Raw genomic sequence first — 15,482 nt, forward strand, 5'->3', positions numbered from 1 at the left:
GATACCAGCGAGGCAGTCCCCGTCCGGGACCTGCGCGGTCCCGACCAGGAGGCACCCGAATGGACCCCCAGCGAGCCGATGAGCGCGCCGTGCGCCGCCCCGCCGCGCCCCCGCGGCGCCGGACCGGACGACGGCTGCTCGCCGCCGGGGTGGCGGCGGTGCTCGGCTTCGGCGGGGCCGCGGTCATCGACCACCTGGCGCTGGCCGACGGGGTCGAGCCGCTGGCCGACTTCGGCCCGGACGGCGACGGCCTCAGCCGGCTGGTGGTCACCTCCGACGGCGGCGCCGTGGGCGACGCCGAGCTGGCGGCGCTGCAGGCCCGGCCAGGCGTGGTCAGCGCGCAGCGGATCTTCGACGGTTCGGTCCTGGTGGCCACCGAGGGCCTGTCCGTGGCCGACCTGGACGGTGTCGTCCCCGGCGCCGAGGTGCAGCCGTCGGTCACCGGGTCGGTGTTCGGCGGCATCACCGACCCGTTCTGGGCGCAGTACGGCTGGAACCTGGAGAACACCGGCTCGAACGCCTACGGCCAGCCGGCCGTCGCCGGCGCCGACGTGGCCGCCCCCGAGGGCTGGGCAGCGGGCACCGGTCGTGGCCTGGTGGTCGCGGTCACCGACACCGGACTGATGGCCGGCCACCCGGACCTGGCCGGCGCGCTGTGGAAGAACCCGGACCAGGAGTGCAACGCCCCGGACACCGACGGCAACGGCCTGGCCGGCGACTGCCACGGCTGGAACTTCTACGGCGCGAACGCCGACTACACGAACGCCGGCGGCGACAACAGCCACGGCACCGGCGTCTCCGGCCTGGCCGGTGCGCGGGCCGGGAACGGCGAGGGCTCGGCCGGGGTCGCCCCCGACGTCACGATCATGCCGCTGGTGATCGGCGCGGGCAGCACGGTCGACCAGGTCGCGGGCGCGGCGGCGATCCACTACGCCGTCGACCAGGGCGCCGACGTCATCAACGCCTCCTGGGGCGGTCCCGGCCTCACCCCGCAGCTGGTCGCCGCGATCGACTACGCCAACGCGCACGGCGTGCCGGTGGTGGCCGCCGCGGGCAACGACAGCGGTGACCGCGACGTGGACAAGGTGTACCCGGCCAGCTACCGCGCGCCCAACGTGGTCACCGTCGGCAACAGCACCGCCGCGGACACGGTCAGCTCGAGCTCCGCCTACGGCGCCACCACCGTCGACCTCTTCGCCCCCGGCCACTACGTGCTGACCACGAGCAACACCGGCGGCTACAACGCGATCAGCGGGACCAGCGCCGCGGCGCCGCAGGTGGCCGCCGCGCTCGCGCTCTACCGCGCACACCTGCCCACCGCCTCGGCCGCGGACCTGAAGGCCCGGCTGCTGGCCGACACCCGAACCGTGCCCGCGTTCGTCGGGAAGTCGATCAGCGGCGGGCGGCTCTCGCTGGCCGCGCTCGGCACCACCGTCGAGGACGTCCACTACTCATTCACCGGCATGCGGGCGACGCCGGGCACGGTCACCCCGCAGGTCTACGTCGACGGCTCGACCCCGGCCGGCGCCTACGGCGTGCGGTTCGGGCTGGGCCTGGAGCACCAGGGCGAGGTCATGGCCGTCGCCGGGCACGCGCTCGACCTCGGCGGCACGGTGGCCACCACCGACGACAGCGGCGAGGTGACCTTCGACCTGGGCGCCCGGGACGGCGCCGGCCCGCAGGTGCTGAGCCCGTCGACCGAGCTCGGCGCCGGGCGGTACGTGCTGACCGTGCAGCTGTACCGGGACGGCGCCCCGGCCGGGCGGCGGTTCGCCGCGCCGCTGCTGGTCGCTCCGGCCGCCGCGCCCCCGCCGTCGGCCGCGCCGACCTCGGCGGCAGCCACGTCGGCCGCCCCGACGTCCCCGGCGCCCTCGAACGGCCCGACCGCGCCCACGGCGACGCCGACCTCCGGCGGCACGGTCGCGCCCTCGCCCGGTGCGACGGCCGCCCCGACGTCGTCCGGCTCGGGGAGCTCCGGTGGCGCTGCTCCGACGTCGTCCGACCCGACCGCGCCGACGACGACGCCGACCGGCCAGGCGCCGGCCCCGACGACGTCGCCGACCGCCCCGGCACCCACCTCCTCGGCTCCGGCCGCCCCCACCTCGGACGGCTCGGGCACGGCGGCGCCGACCCCGACCGGTTCGTCGTCGGCCCCGACCGGCACCGCCGGGCCGACCGGTGGCTCCACCGCGCCGGCGCCGAGCAGCCCGACCACCTCCGCGGCGGCGCCGTCGTCACCGGCGGACGGCGGGAGCAACGAGTACCCGCCGACCGGGCCGTTCGGGCTGACCTCGATCAGCCCGGCGCGGGTGAGCACCGACGGCGGCACCTCGGTGACCATCACCGGCTCCGCCATCCCGGACGGTGCGCTGGTGGTCATCGGTGGCAGCCGCTCGGCGGTGGTGACCAGCGTGTCGGCGACCCGCCTGGTGTTCACCGCGCCGGCGCTGGCGGCCGGCACCTACGACGTCACCGTGTACGCCCCCGACCGGGTCACGTCCGCGACCCTGCCCGAGGGGCTGGCGGCGGTGGCCGGTGACTCCGGTGGTGCGGCGCCGACCTCGGCCGGCAGCACGCCGACGGCCACGGCCACGCCGACCTCGGGCGCGGCCCGGCCGACCGAGGTGGCCGGCCCGCACGGGATGCGGCTGGTGCGGTCGTCGCTGCTCGCGTCGCTGGCGCCGCGGATCTGGCAGGTCAACTGCTCGTCGGCCTGCAGCGGGATGGCCGTCTGACGGACTCCCGCCGGCCCGCCCGCACCAGGGCGGGCCGGCGGTGACCCCTCCGGTGACCGGGGGCAGGATCGGGGCATGCCCGCACCCGGTGACCCGCTGCAGCAGCTCGGCTTCCTGACCATCGGCCTGTTCGACGGCGCCGACCCGGGCCCCGGCCACGAGACGACGCTGCAGGTCATCGAGCTCGGGGAGCAGCTGGGCTTCGACAGCGCCTGGCTGCGCCACCGGCACCTCCAGTACGGCATCTCCTCACCGGTCGCCGTGCTCGCCGCGGCCACCCAGCGCACCTCCCGGATCGCGCTGGGCACCGCGGTGACCCCGCTGGGCTGGGAGAACCCGCTGCGGCTGGCCGAGGACCTGGCCACCGTCGACGTCCTGTCCGGCGGGCGGCTCAACCCCGGCGTCAGCGTCGGCCCGCCGATGCACTGGGACGACGTCAAGGCGGCGCTCTACCCGGACACCGCCGAGCTGGAGGACCTCTCCTACGAGCGGGTGTCCCGGCTGGTGCGGTTCCTCGCCGGGGAGCCGGCGTCGTCGTTCGCCGGCCGGGAGGGCGTGGTCGAGGAGTGGTCGGACCGGGTGCAGCCGCACTCGCCCGGGCTGGCCTCGCGGGTCTGGTACGGCGGCGGGTCGCTGCGCTCGGCGCAGTGGGCGGGGGAGCAGGGGCTGCACTTCCTCACCTCGTCGGTGGTGAAGGCCGAGCAGACCGAGGACTTCGCCACCGAGCAGGCCGCGCAGGTGCGGGCGTTCCGGGCCGCCAACCCGGCGGGCCGGGTGTCGCAGGGGCTGGTGGTCATCCCCACCGACTCGGCGACGCCCGAGCAGCGGGCGCGGTACGCCGCCTACGTCGAGGCGCGGCTGCCGCGGACGACGTCGCCGCAGGGGCCGGCCCGGATGATGTTCGCCGAGGACCTCATCGGCACCTCGGAGCAGATCGCCGAGCAGCTGTACGCGCACGCCGGGTTCCGCGAGGTGTCCGAGGTGGTGTTCGCGCTGCCGTTCAGCTTCGAGCCCGCCGACTACGTGCAGATCCTCACCGACACCGCCCAGCACCTCGGCCCGGCGCTCGGCTGGCGCCCGTCGTCCGCCTGACCGCTGAAATGGCCATTTCGGCGGCCAGTTGCGCCGCCGAAATGGCCATATCGGCGAGGTCGACCGGGTCGAGCCGCGCCACCGGACGCGGAGCCGTGCCACGGCGCGGCTCACCATCAGGGCAGCCGGGTTGACCCGGGCGGCAGCCGGTCCGGCGGCCCTGGCTCAGTCGGTCGGGTCGGCGAGCCAGTGGCCGGTGTGCGAGAAGTCCTCGGTGGCCGGCCGCTGGCAGGCGGGGCAGGGGTCGGCCACCAGGTTGCCCTCCGCGCCCAGCCGCTGGCGCAGCCGGCGCATGGACCGGGCGCCGCCGGACAGGTCGGAGATCCAGCTGTCGAGCGCGTCCGCCTCGAGTGCGTGATCGATGGTGCTCATGCGGGGTTTCTCGGCGGCCGGGGCGCCGCCCGCGACGTCCGGCGGCACGGGTGCGCCGGATGAGCCGGATGTGACCGGGCAGCGGTGCAGGCCACAGCCGGCGGCGTCGTCCGCGGCGGTACCGGACCGGTCGTGGGCGACCGATAGCGGGGAGGAGATCCCGGCGGAAGGAACCACCCAGTGCGCACCCGCACCCGTTTCGGCGACCGGCTGGCCGTGCTCGGCGGCGCCCGGCTCGACGTCCTGCGTGTCGCCCCCGGCGCCCGCGCCCGGCAGGTCGCCCTCGGCGGCGTGCTGGTGAGCACGGCCGCGCTGGCCGCGCTGTCGGCGGCGTTCGCCGTCCACATGACCCTGGGCGCCTGGTGGGCCCTCGCGGCGGCGATCGGCCTCGGCTGGGGGCTGGTGATCCTCAACCTGGACCGGATGCTGCTCACCGGCATGTCCCACGACCCGTCCTGGAAGCGGAACGTGGCGATGGCGCTGCCACGCGTGGCGCTCGCCCTGGTGCTGGGCACGGTCATCTCCACCCCGCTGACGCTGCAGGTGTTCAGCAAGGAGATCGACGCGACGATCGTGACGATGCAGGCCGAGGCGGCGCAGGAGTTCAGCGCCGGGCTGGACGCCGACCAGCGGTACGCGCAGATCCCGGTGCTGTCCGAGCGGATCGCCGAGTCGCAGGCGGTGCTCGCCGGTGGGCGCACCGCCGACCCGAACGCCGCCCCCACCGTCGTCGCCGCGCAGGCCGAGCGGGACGCCAAGCGCGCCGCGTACGACGCCGCCGTCGCCCGGTACGACGAGCTGCAGGCCAAGGCGCAGTGCGAGCTGGACGGCACCTGTGGCTCCGGCCGGCCCGGCACCGGCGACGCCTACTTCTCCGCCGCGGCCGCCGCCGCCCAGCAGGCCACCGTGCGCGACCGCGCCAAGGCCGAGCTGGACGACGCTGACGCCGCGCTGCAGCAGACCCGGACGACGGCCGCCGCGGACGCCGCCAGCGCCGACGCCCGCGGGATCGCGCTGGCCCGGACCGACCTGGCCGCCGACTCCGCGGAGCTCACCCGGCTGACCGATGCGCGCAACGCCGAGCAGGCCGCCTTCGACGCGGAGAACGGTGAGAGCGACGGCATCCTGGCCCGGCTGGAGGCGATGGACCGGCTCGGCGAGGAGCGGCCGATGATCGGCACCGCGCACCTGATGCTCTTCCTGCTGTTCCTCTGCATCGAGGTGCTGCCGGTGCTGGTCAAGGTGATGCTCAACTTCTCCCCGCCCAGCGCCTACGACCGGCTGCTGGAGGTGCGCGACGAGGAGGAGGTCGAGGCGGAGAAGATCCGGGTGAACGGCCGGCAGCGGGCGCAGCGGGCCCGCGCCGACCTCGTCGTCGCCGCCGAGACCGACCGGATGGCGCGGGAGATCCTCGAGCGGGAGGCGGCCCAGCGCGAGGAGGCGGCGCGCAAGGCCGCCCGCCGGCGTGCGCGCCGGCTGCCGCGGACCCTGCGGGCGATCTTCCCGGCCCGGGACGGTGCGCCGGCCGCTCCCGAGCTGATCGAGCCGACGCTGGACACCGGCGAGCTGGAGGCGCTGCTCACCGGCTCCTACGACGCCGGGCTGTACGGCACGTCGTCCCGCGGCACGGAGCCGGCCGCGCAGGTGCCCGGCCCCCGGCCGGCCGCCGACGCCGTCCTCGCCGGAGCCGACGACAGCGACCGCTGACCCCAGCCCACCAGAATGGCCATGATGGCGCCCTGCAGGGGCGCCATCATGGCCATTTCTGCTCCCCGACGTGAGTGACGGCACCGCCCCGCTGCGTGCCGGGTCCGCCGGCGTCGGATAGACAGGCAGGCATGACCGAGGTGACGAGCTCCGATTCCAGCTGGCTGTCCCGGGAGGAGATGGACGCCGCCCGGGAGCGGCTGCCGATCCTCTACGTCGACGCGGTGCCGGTGCGGGTCGACGACCACGGCGTCGTCACCTCGGTCGGGCTGCTACTGCGCATCGGCCAGGACGGCCAGGTGAAGAGGGCGCTGGTGTCGGGTCGGGTGCTCTACCACGAGCGGGTCCGCTCGGCGCTGCTGCGGCACCTGGAGAAGGACCTCGGCCCGCTGGCGCTGCCGCGGGTGCCGGCGGCGCCGCAGCCGTTCACCATCGCCGAGTACTTCCCGACCCCCGGCGTCACCCCGTTCCACGACCCGCGGCAGCACGCGGTGTCGCTGGCCTACGTGGTGCCGGTGGAGGGTGACTGCGCCCCGCAGCAGGACGCGCTGGAGCTGACCTGGTTCACCCCCGACGAGGTGCGCGAGCCCGCGGTGCTGGCCGAGCTGGCCAACGGCCAGAGCGCCCTGCTGACCCAGGCGCTGGCCCACCTCGGCGTCTGACGGGTCGCCGCCCCTGGGCACAGGAGGCGGGGGATGCACCCATCGGGCTGTGAGTGCCCGACCACGAAGCGTCCATGTCCGCGCTCTCACAGTTCCGTGGCGGTCTCGGAACGACGGTGGACCCTTACCCGGCGGTCGTGGTGGCCCCCACCATCCTGGCCATGACGTCAGCAGAGGTGGTCGGCAGCCGGGTCTCCCGTCGCGAGCGCGCCCGCCTCCTCGTGGTGCTCGACGGGGCCACGGGCGGTGCGGCAGAACTGGTCCGTGCGCTGCGGGACGCGGCGCGGCAGGAGGGCAGCGTGCTCGCCTGCACCGTCGTCTCCCCGCGGGCGGACGACGTCGAGCGCGAGCTCGCCCGGGCGGCGCTGCAGGCGCAGGTGGCCCGCGCCGAGCAGCAGACCGGGGTGCGGGGGCGCACCGACACGGCGCTGCTGGACCCCGCGGTGTTCGAGGCGCTCAGCGGGACGGCGCGCGGCGGGTCGCTCGTCGTCGTCCAGGAGCACCGCCGGCGGGTGCTGCGCTCGGCACCGTTGCGCCCGGTCGCCTGGCACACCTGACCGGGCGAGCCGTTTCCCCGGCGTGTCGTCCGGGCAGATCCCGGTCCCCCGAGACAGAGGAGACCGGCCATGCCCACGTGGGCCGTCGTCGTCATCGTGATCGCAGCCGTCGTGCTGCTGGCGCTCGTCGCCTTCGCCGTGGCCCGCCGCAGCAAGGCGGCCAAGGCGCGGAAGGCCGACCAGGCGCGCGAGGCCCTGCGCGACGCGCAGATCCGCCAGGCGCGCGCGGACAAGGAGCAGGCGCTCGCCGACGAGCAGCTGGCCCGCACCCGGCGCGAACGCGCCGAGGTCGAGGAGCGGCTGGCGCTGGCCGAGCGCGAGGCGCAGGAGCACGCCGGCCGGGCGAACGAGGACCGCTCGGCCGCCCAGCAGCTGCGCGCGAAGGCGGAGAAGCTGGCGCCGAGGGTGTCCGAGCGGGACCAGCAGGGCACCGACGGCCGGCACCGGGCCGAGGAGGACCCCCAGGTCGACGGCGACCCGCGGGAACCTGGCGACCAGCAGGAGCACGGCGACCACCGGCCGAACACGGTCGGGCAGCCGAACGTGACCCAGCCGGTCGCGCACGACGAGCGCACGGACCGGGCCACCCCCTCGGGTGGCGGCGCGACCCGCGCCTGATCCCGCTCCGAGCGCCCCGGCTCCCTCGCGGAGCCGGGGCGCCGCCGTCTGCGGGGTGCCGCCGCGGGAAGATCAGGGCAGAACGACGACGGTCTTGGCGCGGGCGTGGCCGGTCTCGACGTGGCGGATGGCCTCGGGGACCCGGGCCAGCTCGTAGGTGCGGTCGACGACCGGGCTGACCGCTCCGGACTCGGCGAGCCCGGCCAGCGCCGTGAGCCGCTCGGTGGTGGGGGTCGCGGTGTAGGGGACGATGCGCTGGCGCAGGAGACGTCCGACGACGGCGCCGGTCGCGATGAGCCTGATGGGGCCGAGCAGGCTCCCGCCGTCCCACACGCCGCCGCCGGCCAGGAGCAGGATCCCGGTGCCGGTCAGCAGGCTGCGCAGGTCCCGCAGCCTCCGGTTGCCGACCAGGTCCAGCACGACGTCGTAGCGCTCGGGGCGCGCGGTGACGTCCTCCACGGTGTAGTCGACGACGTCCGCACCGAGCGAGCGCACCAGGTCGACGTTGCGGGTGCTGCAGACGCCGGTGACCTGGGCGCCGTACGCCCGGGCGATCTGCACGGCGAAGGTGCCCACCCCGCCGGCGGCCCCGTTCACCAGCACCCGCTGCCCGGGCGCCAGGCGTGCGTGGTCGCGGAGGCCCTCCAGGGCGGTGCACCCCGCCAGCGGCATGGTCGCCGCCTGCTCGAAGGTCAGGCCGGCCGGCTTCGGTGCCACCTGATCGGCGGGCAGGCAGGCGAACTCCGCGAACGCGCCCTCGGCCGTCCCGGTCTCGCCGTACACCTCGTCGCCGGGCTGCACGTGCGTGACGTCGGCACCGACGGCCGCCACGACCCCGGCCACGTCCCGGCCGCGGATGCGGGCCTTCGGCCGGCGCAGCCCGAGGACGAGCCGGGCGATCCGTGGGTCACCCCGCATGACGTGCCAGTCGGCCGCGTTGACCGAGGCGGCGCGGACGTGGACCAGCACCTGGCCGGCAGCGGGGACGGGGGCGTCGACGTGCTGGAGCGTGAGGGTGTCGGCCGATCCGTAGGTGTCCTGGGTGATCGCCTGCATGGCTGCGCCTCTCCGTGCGCGGGGCTCCGGGGCGGTCCCGGCGCAGCCGACGTCCGGGCCTGGACCCGGCCAAGGTGATCAGGGAGGTCCCCGATCCGCACCCCGACTCCTCCGGGGCGGATCAGGCGGGGAGCGGCTCCGGCGAGCGGTGGCGGGACGTCGACACGGTGTGGGCGACTCCGGCGGCCACCACGAGCGCCGCGGCGACAGCGGGGAGCAGCAGCCCGGTCGTCGATCCGAACCGGTCGACGACGAACCCGGCGACCGCCGACGCGAGCGCCTGGCCGACGACGACCGCGGAGCCCAGCATCGTCATGGTGGTCGCCGAGCGGCCCACCGGGCTGAACCGGGCGGCGAGGCTGAACTGGCTGACCAGGGTCGGGCCGATGCCGCAGCCGAGCACCGCGAGGGCGAGCAGCAGCACCGGCACCGACCGGGCGGAGGCGAACAGGACGGCGGCGGCGAGCATCAGCGACCCGAACGCCAGCCACCGGGCCCGCAGGCTGAACCGGACCGGGAACGCCGCCGATCCCAGGGCCAGCGCGGCCGAGCCGATGCCCATGACGCCGTAGAGCAGCCCGGCCCGGTCGCCGTTGCCGTCGTCGGCGAGGAAGCCGGTGAGGGAGGTGAGCGTGGCACCGAAGAAGAGCCCGACGCCGAGCGTGCCGGCCACCACCGTGAGCAGCGGGAACCGGACCAGTTCCCGGGCGGGCGCCTGGGCGCCGGCCTGCCCGGAGGTGCCGACCTGCAGACGCCCGGTCGGGTGCAGGGCGAAGCCGGTGACGAAGACGAGGGTCAGCACCGCGGCGCCGGCGATCGCCAGCCAGGGTGCGACGGCGGTGGCGAGCAGCCCGACGAGGAACGGGCCGACGATGAAGACCGTCTCGTCGGCGGCCGACTCGTAGGCCATCGTCGAGTTGAGCACCTTCTCGCGCCGGTTCGGCGAGATCGCCCGCCGGATGATGGCGACCAGCCGGGTGCGGGACATCGGCGCGATCTGCGGCGCGGAGGCGCCGATCAGCACCGACAGCGCGAGCAGCGCGACGGCCGGCAGGGTGCTGGCGACGACGAACGGGAACGCGCCGAGCAGGGCCGCGTTGACCAGCCCCACCGGGACCAGCACCCGGCGCTGGCCGAACCGGTCGGCGGCCGCGCCGAGCAGCGGACCGACGACGGCGGTGCCCAGGCCGGCGGCGGCGGAGTTCAGGCCACCGAGGGTGACCGAGCCGCGCTCGGCGACGACGAGGGTGAGCACGCCGACGGTGATCATCGCGTACGGCAGCCGCGCGATGAAGGCGAGCGGGAAGTAGGAGAAGCCGGCCTGCTGGATGAGCTCGTTGCCGGATGAGCGGGTGCGGAACATGACCTCTGCTGGCGGGATCGGGCGTGCCGCCTTGCTCCACAAGCAGGTAGTTACACACGGACGTACAGGAACGCGCTCGACGATAACCGACCGGGCCGTCGTTGACCGCCCGTGCCCGTCGATGGGAGGAGGGGTGTGGGGAGCCGCCACCGCGCGGGGCGTGGAGCTGCCGGGTCTCGTCGCCCGGGCGACGCTCACTCCCGCTTGACGACGCCGGTGGCGGCGGCGATGAGCAGCGCCGTCGACAGCCAGCCCACCACCGCCAAGGCGACGGCGACGACCGACTCCCAGCCCTGCGGCGCCCAGGTGGTGCGCTGTTGGAGGTTGAGGACCGGGACCAACCAGTCCAGGGTGTACAGCCACGGGGACGGCGGGTCGCCGGCCAGTGCCGGATTGCGCGGTGTGAAATCGGCGGGGATGACGTGGAACGCGAGGACGCCGCCCCCGTACACCACCACCAGCGCCAGTGCCAGGACCCAGATGCGATAGCCGTACCCGAGCAGCGCGTGGACAGCGGCGTCGAAAGGCCGGATGGCGATCGGCAGCGTTCGGCGACGGTGCTTCCGTCTCGCGATCTCGACCCGGACGGCGGCGGTCCGGTCGCCCGCAGCGCGGTAGACCGCGGCCAGCTGTTGGTAGGGCTGCGGAACGTAGCCGCATTGGCGGGCGAGCCACTTCAGGCGCTCGCTGGCGTCCCCGGCGGCCTGGTCGCCGAATGCACGGTAGGTGAGACCGCGGAGCCGGAGCGATCCTTCGCCGCTCGGCCAGCGACCCAGGTCGTCGTCGAGGACGCCGATGGCGGCCTCACTGATGTCCACGAGCGGTTCGTCGGCTCCGCTGGAGCGCCGGAAGTCGGTGTCGCCGAGGAACAGCCGTCCTGCGGCGACGTCACGGGCGTAGAGCCAGTAGCGCCTGGGCTGCCGCTCCCGGGTCTGGATCCCGCCGGGGAGGACGACGGTCCGGTCGAGGACGAGCCCGCCGTCGATCCGGGCGGCGTCGAGCCGGATCGCCCCGTCGATGCGGGTCGGCTCACGGCTCCCGGAGGAGTCGTCGGTCGAGATGACGACGGCGCCCCGGCAGCTCAGCCGTTGGGCGTGCAACGCCGTGGACCCTGGGTTCTCGATGCGGCCGGAGATGCCGAAGTAGTTGGTCGCGCAGAGCCCGATCGCCCGCACCATGCCATCGGCTCGGAAGCCGTCCATCAGGTACACCATGTGGCCGACGGTGGTGCCGTCGAGGTTGAGCGCCAGTCGCTCGGGACCGGTGTGGAGGTCCAGCGTCGGCTTGCCGCAGATCTCGGTCTTGTTGAGGGTGAGGTAGCCGGTCACCGACGCGAGGATCATGTCGAGGGCCCCGTGGACGTGGCAGTCGCGGAGGTTGGCATCCCCGCCGACGGAAACCCGGTCGGCGACGAGTGCCGTGTCCCCGGGCAGGAAGAACCGCCAGCCCGGGACGTCCAGGTCGTGGGTCACCTGGAGAGCAGTCAGGTCCATTCGCCCGTGGACGTGGCAGTCACCGCCGCGCAGAGCTCGGATCCGGGCGCCGGTCAACGTCACGGCGGCGGGGGCCGCGGCACCAGGCGGATCGGGCGGGGGAGGGGCCTGCGACTCGGCTTCCCCCGGACCAGGGGCGTCGTGGCAGGTGCACGGAAGGTCACCGAGACTCTTCCCGTCGTCGACGCCGAAGCGGCTGTCGATGAGCACCAGGTCCCCCCGCAGCTCCAGCCCCGGGGCGGTGAGGTGTGAGGCCCGGCAGGTGTGCAACGTGAGCGCCACCAGCGAGGCGTCGTCGAGTCGGATGCCGTCCCGGAACTCGCAACGTTCGAAGAGGAGGCTCTTCGGGAAGTCGAGTCCGGCCAGGTCGAGTGGATCCCGGACGACGACGTCCCGGACGACGACGGCGGGCTCACCGGCTGGTGCGGTGCCGAGCCGGTTCACGAGGAGGTCCCGCAGCATGGCCGCTCGAACGGGGAGGAGATGCTCGGTGCCCGCGTCGTTGCCGGTTCGGACACGGCGGAGCAACTGTTCCTCGGCGGGGCTGAGCTCCATGGGGTCCCTCTCGCGGCAGACAGGGCGACGCGTGCTGGGAAGCTAACGGCTCGCCGGCGGATCGGCCTGCTGATCACTGCCGCGATCGTGTCGGCGGGCGGGGCACCGTCGTCAGGGACACCACCGATGTCATCCGCCGGGCGTAGCTTCCGGTCCATGACGGGTCGGAACCTGCACGTACCGGTGCCGAGATGACGGCCCGGCGGATCCCCTTGCGGTACCCGGCCTCCTGCCGGGAGTGCCGGCGGGCACTCCCGGCAGGGACGACGGCCTCCTGGGACCCGTCGACCAGAGTGACGACCTGCCTGCCCTGCTCACGGGGAACGCGGCCACCGTCGGCAAGGCCACCGTCGGCCAGGCCACCGTCGGCCAGGCCGACGGCCGCCGGGCAGCTGGCCGGTGGCCGGGCCACTCGGTCGGAGGCCGACGCGGACCCGCGGTGGGACCAGCTGGTGCGCTACCACCTGGCCTGCGTGCAGCGAGCGTCGGTCGCTGAGCCGGTGCGACTGGCCGATTCCCACGACTGGGTCGCTCTCGGGCACGAGGGAGCGCAGCTCATCATCGGCGAGGTGGACGATCTGGTGGCGGAGGAACCACTGCGCGCCCTGTTCCTCGACGATCGCGGTAGGGGTGCGGTGTTCGTCGGCTGGCCGGTGGTCGTGCTGGCGGACGCCAAGCGCGCCCTCAGGGTGGCGCCGCTCCTCCTGACGCAGCTGGAGCTCCCTGAGGGAGCGACCAGCGCGGTGCCCCGGGATGACCAGCCGCGCCTGAACAGCGCCCTGGTGTCGACGGCGTTCTTCCCGCCGGACGCCGTCGCGGTGGCCTCGGCGGCCGTGGCTGACGGGCTGGCGTTCGGGGACCCGGCTGCCCTGGTCGGCCAGCTGCGGGACGTCCTGGTGGCTCTGGGGCTGGACGGCCAGGTGATCGGTGCGGAGCGAGCCGGCACACGGCAGGGCGCACTCAGTGCAGGCGTGCACGACAGGGCCATGGCCTTCCGTGGCACCTCGGACGTCATGACCCGTGGCCTCGTCGAGGAGCTGACCACGCTGCGCACCCGCCAGGACTGGAGGGCAACCGCGGCTCGGTTCCTGCTGGAGCAGGCGCCAGCGGTGGAGCTCGAGCAGCTCTCAAAACCGGCTGCACCCCTGACGTTGAACGCATCCCAGGAGGAGGCGCTGGCGGCATCCGGTAGCGCGCCGGTCACCGCGGTCACCGGTCCACCTGGAACGGGGAAGAGCCAGCTGGTCGCGGCGATCGTCGCCGGAGCCTGGCTCCGTGGGGAGACGGTGCTGGTGACCAGTACGAACAACCAGGCTGTGCGGGCCGCCGTGGAGAAGGCGCACGCCGTCGACGATGGCGCGCTCGTGCGCACCGGCAACCGGGATCACCGAGAGGCACTGCCTGCCGTTCTCCGAGAGTTGGCCGCCCGCCCGGCGTTCACCGGCCCCTCACCCGAGGTCGGGCGCCGCCGGCTGGACCTCGCCATCGAGCGCCGCACCGCCCTCCACGACCGTCTGGCCGCGCGAGCCGCCCTCGAGGGTGAGCTGGCCCAGCTGGCCCTGGACCTCGAACAGCAGCGCACGGTGCTGTGGGGCACCGCCGAGCCGTCTCCCGTGCACGATCGCAGAGCTGAACTGGCCACCCGTGCCCGGCGGGCCGGCCGGGCGTGGTGGTTCCGGAGGGCGCGGCAGCAGCGCGTTCTGGCGTCCGCACAGCTGTCCGCGGACCCCGGGGTGACCGTGACGGACCTGGCAGCCTGGGCCGAGGGCGAAATCCGGTGGGACCAGGCGCATCAGCAGCTCGCCGGGCACGAGCCCCGGGACGGCGAAGCGGAGCGCGCCGAGCTGGCGGCCGCGGATCAGGAGTGGGCCGCCGCATGCAGGGACGTCGTCCGGCGCGCGGTGTCGGCCCGGTTGGCGGCTGGGCGGACGGCGTTGCACCAGCTGGCCGACATGCGTCCCGGAGCACGGGATGCCCGGGCCGCAGCCCTGACCCGCGCGCTGCCCCATGCCGCCGGGTGGGCCTGCACGGCGCTGTCGGCGCGGTCCAACTTCTCGCTGACCGCGGGGCTGTTCGATCTGCTGGTCGTGGACGAGGCCAGCCAGTGCAGCGTGGCCGACGTCCTCCCGATGGCCTACCGGGCCAAGCGGATCGTCGTGGTCGGCGACCCGAACCAGCTCGCCCCCGTCGTGACGCCCTCGAAGCAGGACCTGGCGGCGGTGGCCGCGTCGGTCGGGGCCGACGAGGACGCGATGCACGAGGCAAAGGTGTCCTACGGCCGGGACTCGGCGTTCGCCGGCTTCGACCATCGCGCCGGCCGGTCGCCCTACCTGCTCGCCGAGCACTACCGCTGCCACCCGGAGATCGCCGCCTACGTCAACGAGGCGTTCTATGGCGGCGACCTCCGGGTGCTGACCGATCCGAGCACGGCAGGCGACGGGCTGCAGGGCCTGCACTGGGTGCAGGTCGATGGGCGTACCGACGCCGGCCCCAGGGGTGGCGCGTACAACCGTGCGGAGGCCGACGCCGTCGTCCGCTGGGTCGTAGAACACGGGGGCGAGGCGGGGACCCTGGGGGTCGTCACCCCGTTCGCAGCACAGGCCGACCTGATCCGCCGTGGGCTGGAGCAGGCTGTGAGCGAGGAGCAGCGCCGAGCACGGGAGCTGGTGGTGGGCACGGCGCACCGGCTGCAGGGAGGGGAGCGGGACATCGTGCTCTTCTCCACGGTCCTGTCCGCAGGGGCGAACCCCCGCACGACCCGGTGGGTGGAGAGGGAGCGCAACCTGATCAACGTCGCGGTGAGCCGGGCGAAACGTGCGCTGGTCGTGGTGGGCGATGCCCGGGCGCTGACCGATCTCGAGGCGCCGACGTTGCAGGCGCTGGTCAGCGCATCGCGCCGAGTCCCCGGCCGTTCGACAGACGACCTGCGGGAGGACCCGCGCTTGCACTCGGAGGCGGAGCGCCGGCTGTTCGCCGCGCTCCGGGCGGTTGGCGCGGACGTCGTCCCAAAGCTCGTGGAGTCGGGGTACGAACTCGACTTCGCCATCCGGCAGGCCGACGGACGGCGGATCGACGTCGAGTGCGATGGCAGCCAGCACCTCGATCCGCGCGGGCGCCAGCGGCGTCAGGATCTCGCTCAAGACGCGGTCATCGAGCGCCTGGGGTGGCAGGTCGTCCGCGTTCCCGCGTGGCGGTGCCTCGCTGAGCCGCACCAGGTGGCTCAGGAGATAACCAGCGCCTGACGGTGTGCGTCCGGTGCCCATTCCGGGGGT

At 74.7% G+C, this 15,482-nt stretch carries 11 protein-coding genes; 7 read left to right on the forward strand and 4 right to left on the reverse strand.

Going from position 1 to position 15,482, the window contains the following annotated elements; translation table 11 throughout:
• Positions 1-59 precede the first annotated feature (59 nt).
• Positions 60-2,735 carry a S8 family serine peptidase gene (locus ACI783_RS05950; protein ID WP_457139589.1) on the forward strand — a complete coding sequence of 892 codons (2,676 nt, stop codon included), beginning with the start codon at positions 60-62 and terminating at the stop codon, positions 2,733-2,735.
• Between the two features lie 75 nt (positions 2,736-2,810).
• The gene (locus ACI783_RS05955; RefSeq protein ID WP_457139590.1) at positions 2,811-3,827 is read left to right on the forward strand and encodes an LLM class flavin-dependent oxidoreductase; all 1,017 of its coding nucleotides are present in this window, start codon (positions 2,811-2,813) and stop codon (positions 3,825-3,827) included.
• Between the two features lie 165 nt (positions 3,828-3,992).
• Here ACI783_RS05955 and ACI783_RS05960 read toward each other — a convergent pair whose 3' ends face one another.
• Positions 3,993-4,199, reverse strand: coding sequence for a hypothetical protein (locus ACI783_RS05960; RefSeq protein WP_457139591.1), 207 nt, complete (start codon positions 4,197-4,199; stop codon positions 3,993-3,995).
• Positions 4,200-4,379: 180 nt separating this feature from the next.
• Here ACI783_RS05960 and ACI783_RS05965 point away from each other — a divergent pair, with 180 nt between their 5' ends.
• The 4 genes from ACI783_RS05965 (at position 4,380) to ACI783_RS05980 (ending at position 7,743) form a co-directional block, all read left to right on the forward strand.
• Positions 4,380-5,906, forward strand: coding sequence for a DUF4407 domain-containing protein (locus ACI783_RS05965; RefSeq protein ID WP_457139592.1), 1,527 nt, complete (start codon positions 4,380-4,382; stop codon positions 5,904-5,906).
• A 131-nt stretch (positions 5,907-6,037) separates the two neighbouring features.
• Positions 6,038-6,568, forward strand: coding sequence for an NUDIX hydrolase family protein (locus ACI783_RS05970; RefSeq protein WP_457139593.1), 531 nt, complete (start codon positions 6,038-6,040; stop codon positions 6,566-6,568).
• Between the two features lie 161 nt (positions 6,569-6,729).
• A complete protein-coding gene (locus tag ACI783_RS05975; protein WP_457139594.1) occupies positions 6,730-7,125 on the forward strand; it encodes a hypothetical protein in 396 nt (131 codons plus the stop codon).
• Positions 7,126-7,194: 69 nt separating this feature from the next.
• Positions 7,195-7,743: a hypothetical protein gene (locus ACI783_RS05980; RefSeq protein ID WP_457139595.1), complete on the forward strand. Its 549-nt coding sequence runs from the start codon at positions 7,195-7,197 to the stop codon at positions 7,741-7,743.
• Positions 7,744-7,815: 72 nt separating this feature from the next.
• Here ACI783_RS05980 and ACI783_RS05985 read toward each other — a convergent pair whose 3' ends face one another.
• The 3 genes from ACI783_RS05985 to ACI783_RS05995 all read right to left on the reverse strand — a co-directional run bounded on the left by ACI783_RS05985 (position 7,816) and on the right by ACI783_RS05995 (position 12,117).
• Positions 7,816-8,799, reverse strand: coding sequence for an NAD(P)-dependent alcohol dehydrogenase (locus tag ACI783_RS05985; protein WP_457139596.1), 984 nt, complete (start codon positions 8,797-8,799; stop codon positions 7,816-7,818).
• Between the two features lie 121 nt (positions 8,800-8,920).
• A complete protein-coding gene (locus ACI783_RS05990; RefSeq protein WP_457139597.1) occupies positions 8,921-10,162 on the reverse strand; it encodes an MFS transporter in 1,242 nt (413 codons plus the stop codon).
• A gap of 194 nt (positions 10,163-10,356) precedes the next feature.
• Positions 10,357-12,117 (reverse strand): hypothetical protein, encoded by a 1,761-nt coding sequence (locus ACI783_RS05995; protein WP_457139598.1) that lies wholly within the window; start codon positions 12,115-12,117, stop codon positions 10,357-10,359.
• Positions 12,118-12,779: 662 nt separating this feature from the next.
• On the opposite strand from ACI783_RS05995, the gene ACI783_RS06000 reads away from it, so the two are divergent.
• On the forward strand, positions 12,780-15,452 hold the full coding sequence (locus tag ACI783_RS06000) for an AAA domain-containing protein (protein ID WP_457139599.1): 2,673 nt from the start codon (positions 12,780-12,782) through the stop codon (positions 15,450-15,452).
• Positions 15,453-15,482 lie beyond the last annotated feature (30 nt).

Source organism: Modestobacter sp. SYSU DS0511, from assembly GCF_054050755.1.